Origin of the sequence: Chryseobacterium taichungense (assembly GCF_900109935.1) — a bacterium.
Taxonomy (GTDB): domain Bacteria; phylum Bacteroidota; class Bacteroidia; order Flavobacteriales; family Weeksellaceae; genus Chryseobacterium; species Chryseobacterium taichungense.
Genome location: NZ_FOBV01000002.1, coordinates 419,398 through 443,821, shown reverse-complemented (window position 1 = coordinate 443,821; position 24,424 = coordinate 419,398). Strand labels below are relative to the sequence as shown.

General features: G+C 36.8%; 18 protein-coding genes. 9 read left to right on the top strand and 9 right to left on the bottom strand.

The window, feature by feature from the left end:
- Nucleotides 1-64: 64 nt before the first annotated feature.
- Nucleotides 65-3,421: a response regulator gene (locus tag BMW64_RS05560; protein ID WP_089999025.1), complete on the bottom strand. Its 3,357-nt coding sequence runs from the start codon at nt 3,419-3,421 to the stop codon at nt 65-67.
- A 66-nt stretch (nt 3,422-3,487) separates the two neighbouring features.
- Nucleotides 3,488-3,910 (bottom strand): tetratricopeptide repeat protein, encoded by a 423-nt coding sequence (locus tag BMW64_RS05555; protein WP_089999024.1) that lies wholly within the window; start codon nt 3,908-3,910, stop codon nt 3,488-3,490.
- Between the two features lie 230 nt (nt 3,911-4,140).
- Here BMW64_RS05555 and BMW64_RS05550 point away from each other — a divergent pair, with 230 nt between their 5' ends.
- The 5 genes from BMW64_RS05550 to BMW64_RS05525 all read left to right on the top strand — a co-directional run bounded on the left by BMW64_RS05550 (nt 4,141) and on the right by BMW64_RS05525 (nt 13,210).
- On the top strand, nt 4,141-4,698 hold the full coding sequence (locus BMW64_RS05550; RefSeq protein WP_089999023.1) for a hypothetical protein: 558 nt from the start codon (nt 4,141-4,143) through the stop codon (nt 4,696-4,698).
- Between the two features lie 291 nt (nt 4,699-4,989).
- Nucleotides 4,990-5,958 (top strand): NAD(P)H-quinone oxidoreductase, encoded by a 969-nt coding sequence (locus BMW64_RS05540; RefSeq protein ID WP_089999021.1) that lies wholly within the window; start codon nt 4,990-4,992, stop codon nt 5,956-5,958.
- 711 nt (nt 5,959-6,669) lie between these two features.
- Nucleotides 6,670-8,559 (top strand): amidohydrolase, encoded by a 1,890-nt coding sequence (locus BMW64_RS05535; RefSeq protein ID WP_089999020.1) that lies wholly within the window; start codon nt 6,670-6,672, stop codon nt 8,557-8,559.
- A 44-nt stretch (nt 8,560-8,603) separates the two neighbouring features.
- Nucleotides 8,604-9,797 carry a lipase family protein gene (locus tag BMW64_RS05530; RefSeq protein ID WP_089999019.1) on the top strand — a complete coding sequence of 398 codons (1,194 nt, stop codon included), beginning with the start codon at nt 8,604-8,606 and terminating at the stop codon, nt 9,795-9,797.
- Nucleotides 9,798-10,081: 284 nt separating this feature from the next.
- The gene (locus BMW64_RS05525; RefSeq protein ID WP_089999018.1) at nt 10,082-13,210 is read left to right on the top strand and encodes a beta-galactosidase, LacZ type; all 3,129 of its coding nucleotides are present in this window, start codon (nt 10,082-10,084) and stop codon (nt 13,208-13,210) included.
- Nucleotides 13,211-13,332: 122 nt separating this feature from the next.
- Here BMW64_RS05525 and BMW64_RS05520 read toward each other — a convergent pair whose 3' ends face one another.
- On the bottom strand, nt 13,333-13,920 hold the full coding sequence (locus tag BMW64_RS05520; RefSeq protein ID WP_089999017.1) for a Crp/Fnr family transcriptional regulator: 588 nt from the start codon (nt 13,918-13,920) through the stop codon (nt 13,333-13,335).
- 135 nt (nt 13,921-14,055) lie between these two features.
- On the opposite strand from BMW64_RS05520, the gene BMW64_RS05515 reads away from it, so the two are divergent.
- Complete coding sequence (locus BMW64_RS05515; protein WP_089999016.1) at nt 14,056-14,949, top strand: SDR family oxidoreductase; 894 nt, start codon at nt 14,056-14,058, stop codon at nt 14,947-14,949.
- 158 nt (nt 14,950-15,107) lie between these two features.
- Here the strand turns inward: BMW64_RS05515 and BMW64_RS05510 are convergent, their stop codons facing one another.
- On the bottom strand, nt 15,108-16,091 hold the full coding sequence (locus BMW64_RS05510) for a DUF6268 family outer membrane beta-barrel protein (RefSeq protein ID WP_228400848.1): 984 nt from the start codon (nt 16,089-16,091) through the stop codon (nt 15,108-15,110).
- A 10-nt stretch (nt 16,092-16,101) separates the two neighbouring features.
- Nucleotides 16,102-16,536 carry a hypothetical protein gene (locus BMW64_RS05505; RefSeq protein WP_089999014.1) on the bottom strand — a complete coding sequence of 145 codons (435 nt, stop codon included), beginning with the start codon at nt 16,534-16,536 and terminating at the stop codon, nt 16,102-16,104.
- 178 nt (nt 16,537-16,714) lie between these two features.
- Here BMW64_RS05505 and BMW64_RS05500 point away from each other — a divergent pair, with 178 nt between their 5' ends.
- Nucleotides 16,715-17,791 (top strand): sensor histidine kinase, encoded by a 1,077-nt coding sequence (locus BMW64_RS05500; RefSeq protein WP_089999013.1) that lies wholly within the window; start codon nt 16,715-16,717, stop codon nt 17,789-17,791.
- Entirely contained in the window at nt 17,788-18,498 is a 711-nt protein-coding gene (locus BMW64_RS05495; protein ID WP_089999012.1) for a LytR/AlgR family response regulator transcription factor, read from the top strand. Before BMW64_RS05500 ends, BMW64_RS05495 begins: the two co-directional genes overlap by 4 nt.
- Before the next feature lie 93 nt (nt 18,499-18,591).
- Here the strand turns inward: BMW64_RS05495 and BMW64_RS05490 are convergent, their stop codons facing one another.
- From BMW64_RS05490 to BMW64_RS05475, 4 genes are all read right to left on the bottom strand, one after another.
- Nucleotides 18,592-19,674, bottom strand: a complete 1,083-nt coding sequence (locus tag BMW64_RS05490; protein ID WP_089999011.1) for a S41 family peptidase — start codon at nt 19,672-19,674, stop codon at nt 18,592-18,594.
- 654 nt (nt 19,675-20,328) lie between these two features.
- Nucleotides 20,329-21,906 (bottom strand): Na+/H+ antiporter, encoded by a 1,578-nt coding sequence (locus tag BMW64_RS05485; protein WP_089999010.1) that lies wholly within the window; start codon nt 21,904-21,906, stop codon nt 20,329-20,331.
- A 307-nt stretch (nt 21,907-22,213) separates the two neighbouring features.
- Entirely contained in the window at nt 22,214-22,720 is a 507-nt protein-coding gene (locus BMW64_RS05480) for a hypothetical protein (protein WP_089999009.1), read from the bottom strand.
- A gap of 264 nt (nt 22,721-22,984) precedes the next feature.
- The gene (locus BMW64_RS05475; protein ID WP_089999008.1) at nt 22,985-23,833 is read right to left on the bottom strand and encodes an AraC family transcriptional regulator; all 849 of its coding nucleotides are present in this window, start codon (nt 23,831-23,833) and stop codon (nt 22,985-22,987) included.
- Between the two features lie 232 nt (nt 23,834-24,065).
- Between BMW64_RS05475 and BMW64_RS05470 the strand changes: the two genes are divergently transcribed.
- The gene (locus tag BMW64_RS05470; protein WP_089999007.1) at nt 24,066-24,287 is read left to right on the top strand and encodes a hypothetical protein; all 222 of its coding nucleotides are present in this window, start codon (nt 24,066-24,068) and stop codon (nt 24,285-24,287) included.
- Nucleotides 24,288-24,424 lie beyond the last annotated feature (137 nt).

Sequence of the window (24,424 nt, the reverse complement as noted above, 5' to 3'; positions counted from 1 at the left end):
AAGCGTACCACAAACCTAACTTCATGAATAAACTTTCGGAAGTATATTACTGCTTTTACAATAATTACTTCATAAAATCTTTAATGGCACTTAATCCCAGCTTTATTTCTTGTTTTATTTCACCATTCATCAAAGAAAAATTCATTTGATCTTCCGTTATTTTTTCCCATTTCAGAGCACATTCCGAAAGTTTAAAAAGTCCGGCACTTCCTGAGGTACCTCTAAGTTTATGAAGGACAATCCGTGTTTCTGCAATATCCTTTTCTTCTGCCGCCCTTTCTATATTATTTTCTGCCTGGGCAAGTTGCTGGATCAGCAGATCGAGGAACATTTCCTTAAAATCATCATCATCACCAATCTGCTCGTTGAGCATCTTGATATTGATGTATTTTTCTGGCTTTTTTTCTGATTGATCTTCTGTATAATGATTAGCGTCAGCACTTTTATCATCACTGGCATTAGCACTGATATATTTTTTGAGTATTTCCTGAAGGTCGGCCTGGCGGAGAGGCTTGGGAAGGAAGTCTGTCATACCAGCTTCCAGACATTTTTCTTTTTCGCCCAATACATTTCCAGCTGTAACTCCAATAATAGGTGTATTTTGATATGCAGGAAGCATTCGTATCTGTTGTGTTGCTTCTATACCGTTCATCACTGGCATCTGTACGTCCATAAGAATAATAGAAAACTGTTTCTTACGGCACTCTTCCAAAGCTTCCAGACCATTGACAGCCTCCGTAATGTAAGCATCAACAATCATTGAATGGATCATTTTATTATTGAGCACCATATTTACCGGATTATCATCGACCAAAAGAACTTCAAGCTCCCGGGTAAAAGAATAAGAATCTTTTTCGGACTCATCCTGAATAGTTTCTACCATATTAGTATGAGCCACCTTTCGCAAGGTTTTATATAAATCATCTGATTTGACCGGCTTTAAAAGTAAATAAGAATTTTCCCTTTCCCGAATTGAAGTAATTACCTCTATCTCTTCCGAGGAAGAAGAAAGTATGATGAATGGAGAAATCTCTTTTCGCTGATTAAACAGTTCTCTTATTTTATCTATGGTTTCCAACCCGGACATGATAGGCATATGATAATCCATCAGGATCACATCGAAGCGATCACCTTTCAGCAGTATCTCCAAGGCTTCCATTCCGTTGGCAGCCAGCGTGGATTCTATATTCCTATAGGCAAGCATGTGCTCCAGAATAATTCTGTTGGTTTCATTATCATCTACCACCAAGACCTTTTTGATGATGAGATCGTTTTCTTCTCTCAATTCAGAAATTTCGTAAGGAATTTCAATATCAAAGAAAAACACAGAACCTTCTTCCGGTGCGCTGATCAGCGAGAGATGGCTTCCCATATATCCCAGGATATTATTTGAGATTGTAAGTCCGAGGCCTGTTCCGCCATATTTTTTACTGATGGAACTGTTTTCCTGAGTGAATGCATCAAAAATAAATTTCTGTTTTTCAACAGGAATACCGATTCCTGTATCTCTTACAGAGAAGCGTAACGATATATTTTTATCATTCATGCTTAACTTCTCCACTTTTAGCTCGATCTCTCCTTTCTCTGTGAATTTCACAGCATTCCCCAAAAGATTAATCAGAATTTGTTTTAATCTTGATTCATCAATAAGAAGGGTTTTTGGAAGCCCCGGCTCAATATTCAGAAGAAGCTCGATATCTTTTTTCTGGGACTGATAGAGAATAACATTAATTACCTGGCTTAGCATGTCATAGACGTCAGTTCTATCAATGAAAAGTTCCATTTTCCCGGACTCTATTTTAGAAAAATCCAGAATATCGTTAATAATATTCAGAAGATTTTCCCCCGATTCATTGATATAGTTCAGATATTGGGTCTGTGTTTCACTAAGCGGTGTTCTTAGCAGAAGATCTGAAAATCCTATAACTCCATTCAAAGGAGTCCGGATCTCGTGGCTCATATTAGCCAGGAATTCAGATTTTGCCTTGTTTGCAATATCTGCTATTTCCTTGGCATTTTTCAGCTCCTCATTTACCAGTACGGCATTGGTAATATTCTGTACGGAAATGATTATACCACCCACTTCCTCTTCCGTAAGATACCAGGGTCCTACTTTAAGATCATAATGTTGAAGTTCTTCTTTATCATCTAATTTTGCCGTAAAATCTTCATTGACGTAGGTTTTTCCCATCAAGGCATTGCGGTATATTTCTTTTCTTTCTTCGGGAACATTAGGAGATATCGTAAATAAATTATTTCCGATAAGGTCTTTATCATTCATATTGAATTCCTCCCTCCATCTGTTGCTTACCGAAACATAGTTCAGATCTTTATCAAACATAGCCAAAGGAATCGGGACATCGGTTACAAAAGACTGCATCATGGCTTCCTTTCTGGTAATTTCCAGAAACATTTTTTTATAGGCATCAATATCCTGAATAATTCCGAAAATTCTGTTGCATACTCCATCTTCAAATTCCGGGATTCCTTTTACTCTTACCCATATCGTAACGCCGTCGTTACGGACCAACTGAAACTCTTCATCAAAGGAAATGCCTTCTTTCACGGCCCTGTCAAAAAAATATTTTATTCTTTCCCTGTGGTCTTCTTTATAAAATTCTATGGCGTTTTCAAAATCCGGATGAAAATCATTATCTATTTTATGAATTTCTTTGGTACTCTCTGACCAGAAGAGATTGCCGGTATTCAGATTTACTTCCCAGCCTCCCACCTGTGCCACAGCGCTGGTTTGCTCAAGAATTTCTTTCGTATAAAACAAATCTTTTTCTAATCTGTCCCTGCGAATAAGATCAGATCTTACCTGCATGTAAAAGAAAACGGTAACTGCAATGGCTGCAACTGCTGAGAAAATAATAAACAAAACGGTTGACCTTGAAGACTTGTTAAGATCATTGTTTTTAATAGCCAGCTGAACTTCCTCATATTTTACAAATTGCTGAACCAACGCGCGGCACCTGTCCATAGCGATCTTATTTTGTACAAGTTCTTCCCTGGTCATTAATATGCCTTTTCTACGATTTTCAATGAGTAAAGCGTACCCTTTCATCATGATATCTGAAGTACGCATAAGTTCGTCAATAAGCGCAATCTGATGTTTATCTTTAAGATCCAGCCTGTTTTTATCAGCGACAAGCTGCGGATATTTCTTCTCACTCATCTTGAAAGGTTCAAGAAAACTTTCATGACCGGTAAGCTGATATCCGCGGATCCCCGTTTCTGCATCTAAGAGGGAATTTAAAACATCTTTCACTAAACTTATGGATTCCTTGCTTTTTAAAAGACTTTTCCTATTTTCCGTCTGTTTCTGTATACTAATATAAGATGCGATAGAACTCCCAATCAGCAGGAGTAAAGCGAGTATTACTCCAATCCGAATATTTCGTATAATTCTTTTTTTCATTTAAAATCAGTTTATGGCTATTATTCTGTCAGCGTTTTGTTAATAAGTTCTTCTCTACTCATTTTTTTATAAAATCATTGCCTGATAAGCGTGTATGTTATTTTTCCACTTATTTTCAAATAACTGAACACTTCTTCTCTCGAAATCCTGATTTGCCTGTATCTGGTCTCCCTTTAAACTATTGATTAAACCTTTAAAAGTCCAACCTTCAGCAAAGTCATGCTTTATTTTCAATTGCTTTTGAATTGTTTCTTCGGCTTCATGAAATCTGTTTTGTTTAATAAGCACTTGTGCTTTTATGGGATAAGCCTGAAAATTTTTATTGTCTGCCAGAATAGCTTCTTCAGAATACTTCAACGCTTCAGAATATTTATCAGAACGAAGAGAATGTACAGCTTTGTTATTTAAATCTATTGATTTTTCTGAAATTTTGTCAGAATTACAACAAATCAATATTAAAATAACTAATAATTTAGGTATATTTTTCATTTTGCAGCAGTGATTTACAAATATAGCGTAAGTTTCAGAGACTTTATTATCAAAATTTGTGCTTCAATCACTAAATGCTAATCAAAATTTGTATAATTTTTGGGTTAAGCTATGCATTCATAATAGTCAACGACTCGATTTGCCTGTTCATCGAACTCCAAATGATTTTCCATTGAATTGATAGTAGTTTTACATCATCAAATTAATACAAACATTAAAACCCAAACATTATGGAAATTACTCAAACACCAGAAAATGCATTGTCTCATTCAAGTGTAACTGCTATCATCAATGCACCATTCGAAAAAGTTAACATCGCAGACTGGTTATTAAACTTACCTGATGCTGAATATCAAAGATGCTCAACACAGCACATCGGAGCAGCTATTTCTACCACTTTTGATGGCGAACCGGTTTCTTTAAATGTTGAAACAATCGGAGATGCTTTAATGGTTCAGCATTATGTTGCCACAGTGTATCGCCCGGATTACTGCAGAATGTTATCAATCTCTGATTCGATTACAAAAAACGGAAGAACAAAAGTTCAGGTTTTATGGGAACTGAAAGCGACAAAAATTGATGATAACACCACTTTGTACACCAATGAAATTCACGCCACTGCAACTCCGGAAATGTTCGAATATTTGAAAGAGCACGGCATCGACCTGGCAAGTGCAGCTGCATCAAGACAAGCCGCTTCCGATGCACACAATCACGAAGAAACGCCCAATTTTGCAAAAAGCATCGAAAACAAAGCATTGACAGGCAAATATAATCAGCCCTTTTAATTTAATCAAAAAAAACAATGAGCGTGTTTCGGTACGCTCATTTTATTTATCAGAGATTATGGAAACTACATTATTTGAAAAACTTATCGGAACCTGGACATTAGTTGAACTCATTGAAAAAGTTTCACTTTTTCCAAACTGGACAGGCCAAACACAAAATCGGATAGTTATTTTTAGAGATGGGTTCTTACATCTTGAAAGTGAAAAATCATTCATAAGCAATTTCCGAGAGGTTACTCACAAACTGATTTGGAAGAAAATTTGCAGTTAAGCTAATATTAAAATTAAAAAATGAAAGCAATCGTAATCACAAAATATGGAGCTCCCGAAGTTTTACAATTAAAAGAGTATCCAACTCCTAAAATTGATGGAGACGAAGTTTTAATAGAAGTAAAAGCAGCCGGTCTCAACCGTTCGGATGTTTTTCAGCGTGAAGGCAATTATCCTGCTCCAGAAGGTACTCCCGCCGATATCTTAGGTTTGGAAGTTGCCGGAATAGTTGTCAAATGCGGACCGGAAGTAAAAGATTTCAACGTCGGCGACAAAGTTTGTGCGCTTTTAGCGGGCGGTGGGTATGCAGAATTTGTAGGTGTTCGTGAGGGGCAATGTCTTCCGATTCCTGATGGCCTTGATTTTGCCGAAGCAGCAAGTCTCCCGGAGGCCGTTTTCACGGTTTGGTCCAATGTTTTTCAGAGGGGAAGACTTCAGCCCGGGGAAACATTTTTACTTCATGGCGGAAACAGTGGAATTGGTATTACAGGAATTCAAATTGCGCACGCTTTAGGTTCGAAAGTGATTGTTACTGTTGGTTCTGAGGAAAAAGGTCAAATCTGTCTTAATCTGGGCGCTGATTCTTACATCAACTATAAAACTCAGGATTTCGAGGATGAATTACAAAAGGAAGGCGTTGATGTTATTCTGGATATGATTGGCGGCGATTATCTGGCCAAAAACATCAATATTCTGAAGCCTGAAGGCAGACTGATCCATATCAATGCAGTTGATGGAAGCCATACCGATCTCGATATCTGGAAAGTAATGACAAAACGCCTTACAATTTCCGGAAGCACACTCAGAAGCAGAGAATATGAATTCAAAAAACAATTGGCAAAAGAAGTACAGAAATATGTCTGGCCTTTGATAGAATCTAAAAAATTCAGACCTGTAATCTTTAAAACCCTTCCTTTTTCAGAAGCGGCAGAAGCTCATCGACTGCTGGAAAAAGGAACGCACAGCGGTAAAATTATTCTTGTGAGATAAATCTGCCAATGAAACAGACACCATTTTCTCCTTATCTATTTGATTGGATTTTATCAATAAGATTATAAGTTTTTCTATAAGATGGCTGGTTATATTGCATTAATTTTAAATGATCCACCAGTACCAATTATCCTACTGAAGCAGAAGGAAAAACGTTTGTTTTGAAAAAAATATTTAAACCCTTTCCAATAATTAATCTATTCTTTGTACAACATTTACAGGCCCATATCCTTGTATATTCAACCCCAAATTTTTCAAACTCGGGAACCTGAGCGTGTTTATCAACTGCGATATTAAACCCAGTGAATTTACGGTTACCGTCTACAAAAATTTCTACTTGATTCTATATCAGGCATAGAGTTAATCTTAACTCCTTTAAATCCTCATTTATTTGTGATAATTTCGATTTTATTGTTACTGTAATTGCCGTTAATTCCCCTCTAGTATTTTCTTCTGAAGAAATCCATATATCAGATTGTAATTTCGAGCTGGAAACATCAAACCGAAGATTTAGACCATCCAAAAGCTTTTTATATACTATCCATTCCTAAAATTTTATTTAAAATTCACGAGGTAATGATAAAATCAGTATAAATACTAAAATAAAAAAACAGGTAATACTACTGAAAGATAAAAATTACTACTTCTGTAATTTTAATTTTTAAAGATACTATTTAAAACGACATTGAATAACCATAAAACTTTTCAAAAATGGAAGAATGCTCTCACGGTCATGATCATATGTGTTTTTGCGCATGTACCAATCCCATCGTTACATTATTAAAAAATGATCTTTTTGGGCCTGAAAACCTGTCGCTGATGACCGCAGGCCTGCCTGAAAAGAAACCTGAAGTTGTTCAGCCTGCGCCTATTCTATTTACAGGAGGTATTATCAGGCCGATGATAGACGGTAAAGCCGACATGGTAGAAGCTATCGGGTTTGCCGACGGTCGGGTGGTTGCTACCGGCAGCCTATCATTGGTTACCGCAGAAATGGATGCCAATTTTAAAGATGAATATACGGTGAGGCATCTCGAAACCAACCAGACGTTGTTGCCGGGGCTTTTCGAGCCTCATATACATGTTGTTTTCTCAGGTTTGATGGCTTCTTTCGTAGATGTAGGTCCGTTCGACGGCCAAAACATCAGGAAAGGCTATGACAAAAACTGGGTTAAGGAACAACTGAAGGCCAACCTACCACCAGAATCTGAAGATGCCGTCTTATTTGCTAATGGTCTCGATCCTGCTTTGCTTACTCCTTTCTCTAAGGATAACTTCCAAAACATTGACTATATGTTTTTAAATGAGGTAAGTAGAACAATACCGATAATGGTAATTAGCGCTTCCGGACATACTGTCTATATAAATAGTCCAACGATAAGTAAAGTATATAAGAAAAACGAAGCTGCCCTTAAAGCCGCAGGGTATGCGACAGAAAAGGAATTTGAAGAAAAGGGACGTGGTTTATTACAAGAAGAAACAGGCCTTTTATATGCCTTTGGCACTTTTCAATCACAAATTATGGCTTTAGCAAACCGAGATATGAATAAAAATCTTGATCATTTTTTTGCTGAAGCCAATTCAAGGGGTGTAACATCTATGTATGATGCCATTCTTAATCCTGAATATCTCAAGTATCTCAACAAATACTTAAATTCCAATAATCTAAGTGTGCGATTGGGCGGTGCCAGATATTGTGAGAGTATGAAGGAGTTTCCTGATTTGCCACCATACGAAGCGACGAAAGAATATAGTGATCTTTATTTCGGGCATGTAAAAGTGGTATCAGATGGTTCGAATCAAGGACTTACAGGTTACCAATCGGAAGATTACGCTTGTTTCCCAGAAACTTATAAGGACGGTATATTTGATTTCCATCCGGAGGATAGTTATCCAGCATTGATCAAATCGATCATGATCGACAAGGGATGGCCTATAATGATCCATGCTAATGGTGATAAGGCCGTAAGTCTTACCATAGACGCCTACCGTGAGGCACTAAAATTATATGTAGGAACTCCACTCCGTAACCGCATCGAGCATTGCTCTTTATTCAGCAACCGTAAGCAGCTTGATGAAATGGCAGAATTAGGCATATCACCTAGTTTTTTAATTGGTCATGTAGGTTATTGGGGATTCATTTTTAAGGATATTATCTTCAAAGGCCAGCAATTGGACGGATATGATAAAGTGGATATGCTAGACCTTTGCAAATCCGCTGTTGATAAAAAGCTAAGGATTTCCCTCCATAGTGATCATACAGTAACCCCCATTGGACCATTAAGAATGATGGAACAATCCATTACACGTGTGATGGAATCGCATCCACCAGAGTATGATATCACCCCTGTTCTCAATAAAGAAGAATGCTTGACACCCGAAGAGGCTTTGCGTGCAGCCACTTATGATGCAGCATGGCAATGTTATGCGGAAAAATGGGCAGGCTCTTTGCCAAAAGGACATTTCGCAGATTTCATTATCCTAGCAGAAGATCCATTAAGTATGCCTCATGACAAGATCAGCATGAATATGCGTAATATTACAGTACTAGAAACCTGGCTGGGAGGAAATGTAGTATATAATAATTCAAATATAAAATAGCCCTGTTCGTCAATAATTTCCTTTAATCTAAAAATCTAAACCATATGACTTACAATGATTATCAAATGACATTTATCATGTCTATGATTTCAAACTTCGCACCTAAGCAAGATAATGTAACTGATCCAGCTTCGGCTGCACAGGCAATTCAGGACAATTTTGCAAAAAATCTGCCCGGAATTATTGCTGCTGCTGATTTTCCGATAGATGTTACCGTCGCCTGGGGACCTTATGTTGTTGTAGAACCTAAGGATATAACTAAAGACCACACTGCAACAGCCACAAATACCATGATCATATTCAAATACCCCAGCCAGACAGTTACAGGCGTAAATGAATATGTCGTTTCTATTGCCGGTACTAAACCAACATCTATCTTTGATGAAATAAATGAGGACTTATTGGGTGGTAAAATTGCTGATTGGCCATATTGTCCGACACCTAACAACATCAGGATATCACACGGTACATTAAATGGTATTAATCTTCTGCTTGGTTTAAACTCAGCAAATTCTATTACAAACTTTTTCTCTAAACTGGACGACCCAAATGCCATTATCACTGTGGCCGGACATAGCCTGGGAGGAGCATTATCGCCGGCACTCGCTCTCGTGCTGTTTGGTGCCGATACTAGTTATTCCGATATACCCACACATGCTAAAGCTCAAAATTGGACAACAAGAACTTATGCTCTTGCTGGTCCGGATGTAGGCAACAGCTATTATGTCAATTATCTGAAGACAACTTTTCCACCACAGGCCGAACCTGCCGTGAAATGGCAACAGTTCAACTGCAAAATCTGGAATAGTCTTGACATCGTTCCTCAAGTTTGGTCAAAAGGTTTTGAGTCATATATAGACACTATTTATGGCACACAACTTAATACCCCGCTGGCTGTTAAAACTATCTTGTTCGGACTTAATAAAATGTTGCTACTTAATAATGATGGTAGCAATCCCTACATTTGTTCCGACCCAGACAGAGAGGGGCAATTTGCCGGCACCTTTCAAAAAGTCTTACCGGCAAATGGACCGATGATAGCAGATGATTGTTCCGATAGCGCCTGCTCATCAACCCAAAAGTCGATTGCAGAATGCAATTTTGTTGGTCAGATACTCTATCAACATATCAATGCTTATTTTGAAGAAATTGGAGTAAGCGCATTCCTCAATGCCGTAACAGCCGGAAGTAAACCTACAAGCGTATGCAGCATCAAGCAAAAGCTATTACCATTATAATGCTGTTGATATTGTAAATAGAGTAATAAAAGGCATTCTCTACATTTAAAATGCCCCGTAAAGTTGGACTTATAATAAGGTGATACATTTTTACAAGAGCTCGGTAATTATATCGGGCTCCTTTTATTTAAACGGTTCTTATTATTTTGTGAGATTAAGTTTTACAATTTGCTGTTATTAATCGCATATTTTAACAAACAATATCCGCTGTGATAGCTTAATGAATATAAGAAAGCTTTTTTTTGTAAATTCGTTTATCATAATAAACCGTGAAAACGCCTGTCATGAATTTAAAAATAATAGCTTTTATATTACTCTCCTTCTTTTTTGTATCTGTTACAGCCCAAAATAACGATTGGGAAAATCCCAGAATTGTTGATCAGGGAAAAGAAAAGCCGCACGTCACCTTCGTATCTTTTGATGATCAGCAAAATGCCATTTCCGATGATTATGGCAGATCAGTTAACTATAAATCTCTGAACGGACAATGGAAATTCAGCTATACAGACCAGTACAAAGACAGACCTACAGATTTCTACAAAACTACACTAGACGATTCCGGATGGGCTAATTTAACAGTTCCCTCCAATTGGGAGCTCAATGGTTTCGGTATACCGATCTATACCAATGTTACCTATCCGCATCCCAGAACTCCGCCTTTTATAGGACCAAATAATCCGGTAGGTACTTACAGAAAAACGTTTACCGTTCCTGAAGATTGGGACAAGAAAGAGATATTACTTCATTTCGGTTCTATTTCCGGATGTGCATTTATTTATGTAAACGGCAGGAAAGTTGGGATGACCAAAGCTTCCAAGACTCCTGCAGAATTTGACATCACTAAATATCTGAAAAAAGGACAGAACCTGCTCGCTGTACAGATATTCCGATGGCATGATGGCAGCTATCTGGAAGATCAGGATTTCTGGCGTCTCAGCGGTCTGGAGAGAGATGTTTACCTGTATGCATTACCAAAGTTAGCGATATGGGATTTTTTTCTGAAGGCAGATCTTGATGCTCAATACAAAAACGGATTGTTCAGTGCCGATGTAGATCTTCGCAAATTTAAAGGGAACGATCTTAAAAGTGGAAGCTTAACGCTCAGTCTTCTGGACAAGTCAGGGAAAGCTATTTATAACAAACAGGAAAGCTTTAGCGTAAATGCAGACAGCATTCAAACCCTGAAGTTTCATACTACTATAAAAAATCCCTTAAAATGGAATGCAGAAACACCCAATTTATATGATTGTGTGCTAACCCTTAAAGATCAAAATGGAACGGTGATCAGCATAACTGCTTCAAAAGTGGGCTTCCGTAAAGTTGAGATCAAGAATGCAAGGCTGTTGGTTAATGGAATGTCGATCTCCGTACACGGTGTAAACCGCCATGAACACGATGATGTAACCGGCCATACCACCACCAGAGCATTAATGTTGAAAGATATAAAACTAATGAAAGAGTTGAACATCAATGCTGTGCGGCTTTCGCATTATCCGAATGATCCGCTATGGTATAAGTTGTGCGATCAATATGGGTTATATCTCGTAGATGAAGCGAATATCGAAACCCACGGTATGGGCGCAGAACTACAGGGCGGGTTTGATAAGACAGTACACCCCGCTTACCTTCCGGAATGGGCTCCGGCACACACAGACAGAATTGTAAGAATGGTAGAACGCGACAAAAATCACGCCTCTATTATTATCTGGTCTTTAGGTAATGAGTGTGGTAATGGACCCGTATTCCATGATAATTACAAATGGATCAAAAGCCGGGACACTTCCAGACCGGTACAGTTTGAGCAGGCAGGGCAAGACTGGAACACGGACATTGTAGCTCCTATGTACCCTCGCATCGCCGATATGAAAAGATATGCTGCCGATGCCACTAAGACAAGACCTTACATTATGTGCGAATATTCACACGCAATGGGCAATAGCAACGGTAATATGCAGACCTATTTTGATATTATCCGGAAAAGTAAGAATATGCAGGGCGGATTCATCTGGGATTGGGTAGATCAGGGTATTAAAACCAAAGATGCTAACGGCAAGACATTCTGGGCTTATGGTGGTGATCTGGGATCATTTTACTGGCAGAATGATGAGAATGGTATAGCCGATGGGATCATCAGTTCTGACCGGACTCCTGATCCTGGTGCTTATGAAGTAAAAAAGATGTATCAGAAGATAATTTTTACCGCAAAAGACCTTAGCAAAGGTTTAATCAATATCGAAAATATCTTTGATTTTACCAATCTTAACCAATATGCATTTAAATGGCAACTGCTTAGGAATGGTGAAAAAGTAGATGAAGGAACATTTGATGTTCAGCTCGATCCTCACCAGTCAAAAAATCTTAAGCTTAACCTTCCACAATATAAATCGATTGCAGGAACCGAATATTTCCTTAATCTCTATGCCTATACAAAAGCAGCTACAGAAATGTTGCCTTCCGGATCAGAGATCGCCAAAGAGCAGTTCAGTTATGCAGGTTCTTATTTTGACAAATATTCATCCACAGCACCAAAATTAGTATTTACAAATGATAATAAAAAGTTGAATTTCACTGCTGGTGATATAAAAGGTGAATTTGACCTGCAAAAAGGAAAGTTCATACGATATAGCAAAAACGACAGTAATTTCAATAATTTTCCGGAACCCTATTTCTGGAGAGCTCCTACCGATAATGATTTCGGAAACGGCATGCCTTCAAAATTGGGCTTATGGCGTTCTGCCCATGACCAGAAAAAATTAAAAAAGATTACCGTTGGAGAACAAACTGAAAACGGATTAACAATCCAGGTCGAATGGCAACTAGCCGGCATCGATGTACCTTACCAGATCAATTATTTTATCCATAATAATGGGGATGTACAGATCACCGCAACAATGGATATGACCGGTAAAGAGCTTCCTGAACTACCGCGCTTTGGAATGCGTACCACATTGCCCGGAAGCTATAACAACCTCAGATATTATGGAAGAGGCCCATACGAGAACTATATTGACCGGCACAGCGCTTCCTTTATTGGTATTTATGAGGATAAGATAGAGAATCAATACTATAAAGGATATATCCGTCCGCAAGAGAGTGGCAATAAAACGGATGTTCGTTGGTTTACCCTGACCGATGAATCTGGCAGCGGAATAAAAGTGGAAGGTACGCAGTCTATTGCTTTTACTGCCATTAACCATAGTGTGGAAGATCTTGACCCGGGTCTGACTAAAAAGCAGCAGCATCCTGTTGATCTGCCACCGAGACATCAGGTATTTTTAAGCATTGACCTTAAACAACGCGGACTTGGGGGTGATGACAGCTGGGGAGCATATCCTCATGAGGAATACCAATTGCTCGATAAAAAATACAGTTACAGCTATACGATTAGTTTGCTGAATGAAAAAATAAAGTAATAATATGCTTTGGTGTATTTTTTTCAATATGATTTGAATTTTAAAGATTTTTTACGCAAATACTATTAGTCAATTAACGCATCATATTTTATAAGCCTGTGTTATATTCAAGTAATCGGTATCTAAATCACAGTTTTCAGAATATTTCTACGGACACGCGATAATGTTTCCCTCGAAAGCCCCAGATAAGAAGCAACCATATGCAGAGGAACTCGATTGAAAATGTCAGGATAAGTGTTGATGAAATCCAGATATTTTTCTTCAGGATTGCTGCTGATATTCATCAAAAGCCGTTTATGGATTTCCATAGATTTTCTTGTCAGAATGTTTTCTACAAAAATATTAAGTTCAGGAATTTGTTCTCTCAGTTCAGCAAAATCTTCAAGATTGAAAGCGAAGATTTCAGAAACTTCCATTGCTTCGATATTGAGTTTAGAAGGCGAATTATTGTAGAAACTTTCGGGATCTGTTGTCCAGGACATTTCATTCACAAACTGAAGAATATGTTCATTACCGTCTTCAGAGATTGAATAATTTCGTAGTAGGCCTTTTGCCACAAAGATTTTCAAATTGCAAATATCGCCTTGCTTGCATACAATCGCTTTACGCTGAAGCTTTATCAGTTGACTTTTATATAGAATGAAATTGAACTTTTCATCCGTGAAATCGGGAAGGATTTTCTGAAAGTAATTTTTAAGAATCTCTGACATTTTCAAACCTAAATAATATATAAAATTAATTCTTTTTATTGAATTAATATAAAAATTGTGTCAAATGACCTCGTTTTTAGGATTCATCCACAACTAAATTTGTATTAGAAATTATAACAAATAAAATTTAAGAATATGAAAGTATTTGTAACAGGAGCTTCAGGATTTGTAGGCTCAGCAGTTGTAAAAGAATTATTATCAAACGGACATCAGGTACTTGGATTGGCACGTTCGGAAGAATCTGCAAAATCCATTAGAGAAGCAGGAGCAGAAGTTTTAATGGGCGATTTGGATAGTCTTGATATTTTGCAAAAAGGAGCAATGGAAGCGGATGGCGTTATCCATACAGCTTTTATTCATGATTTTTCAGATTATCAGAGTAATGCGCTCAAAGATCAGAAAGCCATTGAAGCAATGGGAGAAGTGTTGAAAGGAACGGATAAACCCATTGTGGTGACAGGCGGAACCTTAGGACTGCCACTTATCGACGGAAAAATCACAGAGGAAAGTAAAGCACCGGCAGAATCAATCAGATTCTCTGAAAAAGCTTTCGTAGATTTATCAGAATCTGGTGTTAGGGCATCCATCGTTCGACTTTCCCCAAGTGTTTATGGAAATTCTGAATCGGGTTTCAAAGGAGGCTTTGGAGTAATGCTTGCTGAGCTGGCAAAGGCTAAAGGATTAGCGGCTTACATTGGAGAAGGAAATAACGTTTGGCCATCTGTTCATCGTGTAGATGCTGCGAAATTATTTCGTTTAGCACTTGAAAAAGGAGAAGTTGGAGCGAGATATAATGCCGTTAATAATGATAAACCATTGTCAATGAAAGAATTTGCAGAGTTAATTGGTGATAAATTTGATATTCCTGTGAAATCTTTGTCTCCAGAACAAGCACCAGAATATTTTACATGGATGACGTTTTTTGTCGGAGCAGATTGTCCCGCAACAAGTCTGAAAACCCAAGAAAAATTAGGATGGGAGCCCTCTGAAAATAGTTTCATTGAAGAACTGAATCAATATTTCTTTTAAAATTCAGAAAAGTTTCCATCGAAGAATCGAAGAAACAAGATCACAAAATTTAAAATCCCAGCAGGCAAAGCTGGGATTTTTCATAAAAACTACCAATAAAAATGAAATCAGTAATCATTGTAATTTAATTTTAGTGAAACTAACTGTTTAACAATATTTTACCTCTCCGCTGTCTTTTTAATAAACGGATCGAAAGACAGTCCCACGTTCACATAAAATGCAGCCTCCGGTTTTGCCTGGAAAACATACGATCCATACGATGCAGATTTCTCGAATACCCTGCTCCTCATCATACTTTTCGCTCCCCCTTTAAATGTTGCAACGAAAGAATTTCCAAGATAATGTTCATACATCAGTCCCGAATTGATCTCGATCTGCCGGAATTCATATTTTCTATTTGCAGGGTCTATATTGTAGAGATAAAACGATGTTACATCAAGTTCACTACCAACAGACAGTCTGCTGTTTTCCGTAATTTTTTTTCTAAGGTAGACACTCTTTGGTAAAATGACATCGGCAATAAGACCGTGGCTGAATTTATGTTCATAAGTGAATGCCGGAATAACCGGCGTCTGCACCGTAGGATCTATCGCAACCAAAAGCCCAACGGTCATTTTCGTCCGAGCATCGGCTCTTAGGACCATCGTTGCCGTGGCTATCCCTCTAAGTCTTTCAAAATGTCGTTCGCTGCCATCTACTGAAATGCTTCCCGTATAGATCATCATCTTGCCAAACAATTTTGAAAAATAAGTCAGGTTCAAGCTTTCGGAATGATAGTGATAGTCCTCCCGGCTTCCGAAATCTATGTTTTCTGCCGGATCTTTCGTATAAGTTTTTATGGAAAGGTACCGGTAATTGAGATTTGTGCCGAGCACCCATTTCGGTCTTTTTATTAAGTTGATATTGGCACTCATCCTTGCTTTGTAGAAATCCCTGACCTTTGCTTCCGGTATTTCCTGCTCTCTTAATTTTGAAGTAAAAGTGTAAGGTGTCAGATGATCATATTCTATATTGAGGACCCGTGTAATTGGAAATTTTTCTGCAATATAAGCCATCGTTTTTACCGATGTGCTGTCCTTTACCTGAGAATAACAGATTGTACTGATGAACATTAATGCTGTTAAAGAGAATTTTGCTTTCAAAATGTAATTATTATTTTATGATTTGAACCTGAGACTGTAAGAAATCAAGGCTGAATATTTTATCGCAGATCTTATCAAGTGACCTATCATTGATCATGTTTTTTAATGATCTCAGATCATTAGTCCCACCACTGCTGATAACGACGAGCCATAGGTCTTCCAGCTGCTCAAGTTTTTTTAAGTTAGCCAGGCTCGCATTGGAATAAGATGTATTTGCTGAAAACAGATCCTTATGATCACAAAAGATAACTCCCTTATCTGCTTCCGTGTGTCGTATAATGCTTACCCTGTACCGCATCCAGCTAACGATCTCAATGGATGGATCGTAAGATCGAATAAAACGGCTAAGATCTGCAACCTTTGTGATCATTTCTTCCTGTTGCTGTACTGATAGACAGGAGTGCTCTATTTCTTCAACAATTTTTAGAAAATCCTCAACCTTCATAGATCATATTTACGAAGCAAAACAAGCGATTTTCGGTGTTGGTTTTTATTTTTTTATACCAAACACCCCTGGGCATCTACCAAAATCCGGTTATTTTTTGGTAGCCAAAAACTGCTGCTTTGTATAAATTTTAAAGCGAACTATTGTAAATGACCTATTTTTGTAATAATAATAGAGTATGAAAGTCTACCAACACAATAAAAACAGTGGTATCATCAACTTTTTAGTAGATGCACGTTATCGCCTTTTAAGGCATATGCTGCTTTTGCTGTGGCTGTTCTCGCTATTGGCTAATGCCAACTTTACTTCTGAGTTTACGGAAAACTCAAGGTATCTTCTGTTTCTCGTGGTATTTTTGACTTTTGTCACGATGATCTATATCAATATGTATTTCATTGTCCCATTATTCTTTTTTAGAGGAAAGTACGTTGCCTATTTTTTGACTGTAGTACTACTCTGTATCCTGGGGCTTGTCTTTCTCATTGCCATTATTGGAGATCTTTTTGCTAAGTATCATATCAATGATCCGCACAAAAATTTTGAGATCAATGAATATTTCGCAAGCGTAAACTTCGTTATGCTATTCATTTTGCTCACCACGACCATAAAACTTCTGCAAAGGTGGATCAAAGACAGCGACAGAATGTCTGAGCTTAAAACCCTGACCATGAATCTGGAGCTTAACGAATTAAAGAATCAGATCATGCCACATTTTTTGTTTAATATGCTCAACAATATAAAGGCACTGATCAGAAACGATCCTTCAAAGGCTACCGATATTATCGTGAGATTATCCGACTTATTGAGATACCAGTTATATGAAAGCAGCAATGAAAAAATAAGATTAACATCAGAGATCAATTTTATAACCAATTTTTTAAGCCTTGAGAAGGTAAGAAGAGACCACTTTGATTTTACGATTCAAACCCACGATAGATCGTCGGATTTTAAATCAGTCAAAATACCTCCTAATCTCTTTATGCCATTCGTTGAAAATGCGGTCAAACACAGCGCAGATATTATGGAAAATGAGAGTAATATCAATATCGTGTTTTCCATTACCAAAAAAGAAATATACTTTTCCTGTATTAATTCTGTCTCCGCAGATCAGGAGGTGGTTAAGAATCTTTACGGAGGCCTGGGACTTAAAAATATTAACAGGCGTTTGCAGCTTTTATACGACAAAAGTGATTATGCCCTTGAGATTTCACCTTCATTAAAGCAATATTCCATTAACCTAAAAATTCCGATATGAATTGTATCATAATAGATGACGAACCATTAGCAAGAGAGGAGTTACACTCAATGTTACAGGAGATTTCCGGCCCCCAGGTTATCGGAAGCTTTTCAAATACCGTGGCTGCAGAAAAATTCCTTTCGGAACATAGCACAGATCTAGTCTTTCTTGATATACAAATGCCCAAAACAACGGGATTGGAATTCGTTGAGAAGATACCCAAAAGCAGTATGGTCATTTTCACGACAGCTTATCCTCAATATGCACTTGAAAGCTATGAATTGGATGCCATCGATTATCTTTTAAAACCCTTTAATAATGAAAGGCTCCAAAAAGCAGTTGATAAAGCCATGCATTACAACGATCTTTTGGCGGCAAATAAGGAAAACCGGCTGGAAAAAAGTACGTTGGAGTTCATGATCATAAGATCTGAAAAGAAATTTTATAAGGTTAATTTTGCAGATATCAAATATCTCGAAGGTTTAAAGGATTACACCCTGATCCATACCACATCACAGAAAATCATAGCGCCGATGAATCTTAAAACCATTCATCAGAAAATTCCTTTGCCAAGTTTTATAAGGGTCAGCAAGTCGTATGTTGTCAACACTGCACATATTATTTCATTTGATAGCTATTCAATCAATTTTGATGATGGGGAGGTACCGATTGGTGAGACCTATAAGGAAAATTTCATCAGAATTTTTACAGATGGACAATTATGAATATCTGTGAAATCTACTTAGATGCTTTCAATGGTCATTCCTTGCCTGTAGTCCGAGAAGGACCTTATATAAAACAGATTGTTTCTGAAATTTTCATTTCAATGCTGCTGAATTTGCATTTGTTCGTATTTTATCCAGATTCTTTTGGAAATATTCTTTCAATTTTTTGTCGGAAGTGGTTTTAACAAGATCTTGTAGTGCAATGATATGTGTTTCACGTAATACATCCTTTCCTGAATTTTCGATATCCGGTTTTACACCCGTTCCTTCCCAATTTGTTTTTGTTAGAGGGTTGATAGCTTTTCCATTGGGTATAAAAGCAACAAACTGTCCTTTAATTTTAACTTCATCTCCCGGGTTTGCACCACCTGCCGAAGTTTTGCCAATTACGGTTGCTCTTTTTAATGCTTGCAGATCATAGGTAAATTCCTCACCAGCTGAAAATGTTTTGTCATCGATGATAATATACACAGGTCTGTTTAAATAACGTTTTGCCGGCACATATGGCAACGTCCAATATTGTACAGTTCTGCTGCCTTCTCTCCAATACATGTCGTTTAAATGTACCGGGTCAGAATCAAAGAAATGACTTGCCAAGAACTGCACCATTTCCGGTTCGCCCCCGTGGTTTGCCCTAAGGTCGATAATCAATGCATCGGTGTTTGCTAAATAGTTGATTACGGCAGTTGCTGTTTGGGCAGCGTCATTAACAGGAAAAAAAGAATCTATTTTCATATATCCAATATTTCCTTCCAGTATATCAATTTTTGTAAAGCCAAAGTTTTTCTGAACTTTAAATCGCTGAATATTTTTTGCTTTTTCTTTTTCAGCCTCCCATGATGTTGGCTGATTGGCCTCCTCCTTGTTGTAATAAACTCTCAAATGTTTGTCGTGGGTAATGGTAAGAAGTTGATCGGTCAAGGTTTCCGCAAAGGTTTTAGCATCTGTAATTTTTAGATAGTATCCTTGCTTCTTGTATTGCCTGATTCTATTTTCAACTTTGACGGCGACCTCAGGAAAAACATAATAGTCATTCAGCTTTTGAAGAAGCGAATCCAGAACTTCGTTTTTTGCCTGTTCACTAATCATTATTTTTGCCTGCTCATCCGATTGCTGAGCTGGTATATTTTGGGCAAACAATAAAAATATCAAAAGAACAAGATAATTATATTTCATATTACAATGTTTAGTATATAGAATCAATATTTTCAATTGGGTTTAAAAGATCTCCGTGACCACTTCAAATATCATTAATTATTTTACAAGATATTGACCACGACCGGATGATCTTATTCTATTCAGGTTCCATCTATTATATGACAACCTATTTATAAAAAACATTACATCTTTAAATTCTTCTGTACTGGCCGAAGCAGTTTCACTGTATGTTAGAAAGACCTGATCATTTGTCTTATCTGTAATATAAATTAGTGCAATGGAGCGAATTTCAAAATTTTCGGATCAGCGAGCCATATTGAATCCTCAATATCAGAAGACATATCCTGAAAACTTATTGTCAAAATTTAATTCAATATGAAAAATCTACTTTTATTTTTATGGTCATCAATGCGACTTTCCCTAACTTTTCCCAGTTTTCAAATAGCAAATCTTTCATTTTTTATCTTTCTGTTTATGTTGATAAAATAATGCCAGAAGAGATAACATCAGAGAAATAAATCTTACTAAATAGACGACCACAATTTCAAGCGTTGGTTTATAATATTTTCTTCCTTTTATAAACAAATAAGAATTTATGTGAGAGAACTTGAATTTATTGCACATTAAATGCTTTTAAAGTTTGTTATATTTTAAATTATGACTGAAAAGCCATCAGCCTTTCATATTCAGTCTTTCCTCCTGTAAATCCAATAAACGCAAATGTTTTCTAATGATATTTTCATCAAGTAGCAATTCTTCACGATTTTTATGGATCAGCCAGCTTCTTTGAGTGTTGAGAATGTCAATATAAATATGCCTGTATTCTTCATAATTTAGAATAATTTCAGAACTGCTCAACTGATTTTCATATTTCTGCAACTGATCTTTCAGTGCCGGAAAACTTTCTATTTTGTCAGCATAGTCGTTCCGAATTTTATCGACTGCCACTTTTGCCAGACTGTTCTGAATGTCATAATCGATTTCTTTCACACTTCTCACAAAGTCCCGGTCTACCGGAGGAAATTTCTTAAGTAAAAAAGGGAGGGTAAGCCCCTGTAAAAGCAGTGTCAACAGAATTACAATAAATGTAATAAACAGAATCATATCTCTTTGTGGAAAAGGAGACCCGTCATCCAACGTCATGGGAATGGAAAGTGCAGCCGCTAAAGAAACTACTCCCCTCATGCCGGTCCATCCAATAATTAAGGGTGTTTGCCAGCCGGGTGACTCAGGATCGGCAACGGTAATAAAATTTCTCATAACTAAAGTTGTAACCAGTGCTCCATACCCCGCTAAAACTCTTACAATAATCAAAACTATGGTGACTGCAACTCCGTAACCGATAGCAGTATAGATATCTGTGTCGCCCAAGCCTGAGACAATTTCCGGCAAATCCAGACCGATAAGCATAAATACTACCCCATTTAACAGGAAACAAAGGCTTTCCCAAACGGTTACGGTACGTATTCTTGATGCACTGCTTAAAAAATCATGGCTTCTGTATGAGAGAAACAGTCCACCGGTTACAACAGCCAAAACGCCGGACGCGTGAAGCTGCTCTGCTGCCAGATACATGGAAAACGGTGCAATAAAGGTCAGCAGAATATCCATATTTGAATCGGTAGGTAACATTTTGTGAATTTTCATAAAGACATATGCAATGGCCAGTCCGATTCCCAAGCCACCGAAGCACATCCATACAAAGCTTCCGGCTGCTTCATGCCAAACAAACTGTCCGGTCGCAGCAGCAATCATCGCAAACCTGAAAATAATCAAAGAAGAAGCATCATTCAGCAGGCTTTCTCCTTCAAGAATTGATGCCAGTCTTTTCGGAACCTTTACAAACTTTAAAATTGCTCCTGCACTCACGGCATCAGGCGGCGAAACAATACCTCCCAGTAAAAAACCAAGAGCCAGAGAAAAGCCGGGAATAAAATAATTGGCAAAAACAGCAACTGAAAGTGCAGTAAAGAAAACGACAACGAAAGCAAAGCTGAAAATAATCCTTCTCCATCGCCAAAGTTCTTTCCATGAGGTCGACCATGCCGCTTCGTAGAGTAAAGGAGGTAAAAAAATGATAAATAATAATTCAGGTTCTACTTTAACGGCTGGCACACCCGGAATAAAACTTATCAGAAGCCCTGCTAACACCAGTAGAACAGGGTATGCAACTTTAATTTTATTGGCCAGCATGATCAGCATGGTTATTAAGAAAACCAGGAAAAGATAAAATTCAAAGTCTTTAAGCATATAAAAATTTTAGATACTTAAATATATATTAAATTCTCAAAACTTCACCATTAAGAATTCTACGGTTACGGTTTTATATTTCATCCGAATCTTTAATAACTCACAAAGTTGTAGTGTTCTTTGAATGGTTTAAAAAGAGATAGAGTGATTTTATTTTATCATCTTCGATAACTGCAATATCGGATCCTGTGGCAACTGTCAATTCAGACGTCCCAAGTTTCCAGCTGATATGCTGGACGTTATGGTTGGATTTTGGAGCTTCCGTAAGAAATAATATATTACAATCTAACAGTTAAAAATCAATTCACTATTCTACATGAAGTGAGGCTACTTCCCTGTTAATTTTCCTTTGCTTCACAAACTGAACAACAGAACCTGCGATGAAAAGAATGAATAGGGCCAAAAGTGTCTGACCAATAATCGGATCTTTAATATCCTTCGCCAACGGATGACCGATAGGAACTCTTGTAAATGTTTCATTTACTGTTGGTACAAGCGACAGAAAAAAGCTGAATGATAATAAAAAGTTCTCAAAATATCTGGCTTTCTTACTATCCTTTTTATTTGAAAATAGAAAAAAGGCAATAGCAATCAAAACGATGATGAATAATGAAAACACGTGTCCAGCATTAAAACCGCCATGTTTTGAAATTCCTAATGCCGTAACTGAGGTCACGAGCGTTGCATAAAAATATAATTTTCCGGACCTTGTGGCAAGATTGATCTTTCCATATTTCACAAATCCTATGATGGCACCTGCAATGGCCGAAATACCAATAATGGTATGAAAAATTCCTAAACCTGATAAACTCATTTTCGTTTTATTTTTGTTAATTAATATTCACTAAAAACTCTGTTATGATAGTTCCTTAATCATTTCACATAAAAAATGTAATGAGAAATGATTACCTAAAAGGAACGATACAAAGTTGCAGCAGATCCACGAAAATGGTTTTGTGATTTGGTTCAGATATTTGAGATTTTAGTTCAAAAAAATATTTTAATTCTATTAAAAAAATGCATGATTCATTAAATATAAAATGCTTTTATAATAAAATTCAGGCGTAAATTCCTTTATCTATTTACGTTCTATGCGATAATTGGTAGGAGTAGTGTGAAATTTATCGCTGAAGTTTTTTGTAAATGTGGCAAGGTCGTTAAACCCGCAATCAAAAGCAATATCGGTAATTCTTTCGTCGGAGATCAGAAGCAGTTCAGCTGCTCTTTCAAGCTTTTTATTTTTAATATAATTTGCAGGTGTATCATTGTATATTTTTGCAAATTCTCTTTTGAATGATGATATGCTTAAATTATTTTGTTCTGCTAACTGTTCAATGGTGAGCTGTGAGAATAAATGAGCTTCAACAATTTGTTTAAAAGAATAAGTCGTCGGAGAAAAAAGTTGCGACAAAATCAATTGAATAGAATCTGCACTCTGCGATTGAGCCAGTAACAATATAATTTCCTTTAGTTTAAGAATCAGAATATCTTCATTGACAAGCGATGGGTTTTCAAAATAAAAAAGTAAACCTTCAACATATTTTTTAATGAGAAAATCGTTATTAATTTTTTCACTGGATTTATTTGAAATTAAATGCTTCGGTTTCTGCAAAAGCATTGGAAATTCCCTGTCATAAATCTTCTTTAAAATATCCGGATAAAAAGTAACAATAACAATCTGACAATTTTTTTCCTGTTTCGAATGATGGATTCTCTTTCCTGAACTTATACAATTCTGAAACAATGAATAATCGGCAGGAATTTTTGTTTCTTCCTGATTTACCTGATATTCAAGCTCTCCTTTTAATACATATATAAAGCAGGCTTGCTCAGCAACCGGAAAATCATATCTGAAAGGTGCCGTCAGATCAATTCTCTGCATCAGCGTTTTCCCGAATAGTTCGTATTTTTTATAATCATTGACCATAATCTGCCAGATTATTTAATTTAAATTGTTATTCTGATTTTCAAATATAGAAAGTTTTCAGGTAAATTTAATTGCGATGCTTAATGCTTGTTTTAACCTGTTATTTAACTATTTAAAAATGATAAAACTTGATCTCTGGAAATTGTTTAATATTAATTTCACTTTACAAGGATAAAAATCATAATTTGCACAAGATTTGCTGCATATACCACATAATCAAACACTCACTATTATGCAGTTTATCGATTTTAAAAAAGAACATTTTACACAGGATGAGAAAACTAAAGATTTTGTAATTGATATTTCTAAAGAGGAAATAGGATTTGGTGAAATCACGGTACAGGAAAAAACAGATGATGAAACATTCACTGATGCAGATTATGAAATCAAAGATGATCTCAACAAAGTAACTATAAAAATGAAAAAGCCCGCAGATATAAGGGTTAATTTTTAATCAAATTCTTTTCAGGCGCTATTGCTTAATTATATTTTCAGTATTGTTTATTAAAGTTTGTTCGTTTAGGTTAAGATAAATAAGAATCTTGCATAACATTTTTAAATTGAGGCTTGATTTCAGTCATACTCAACATC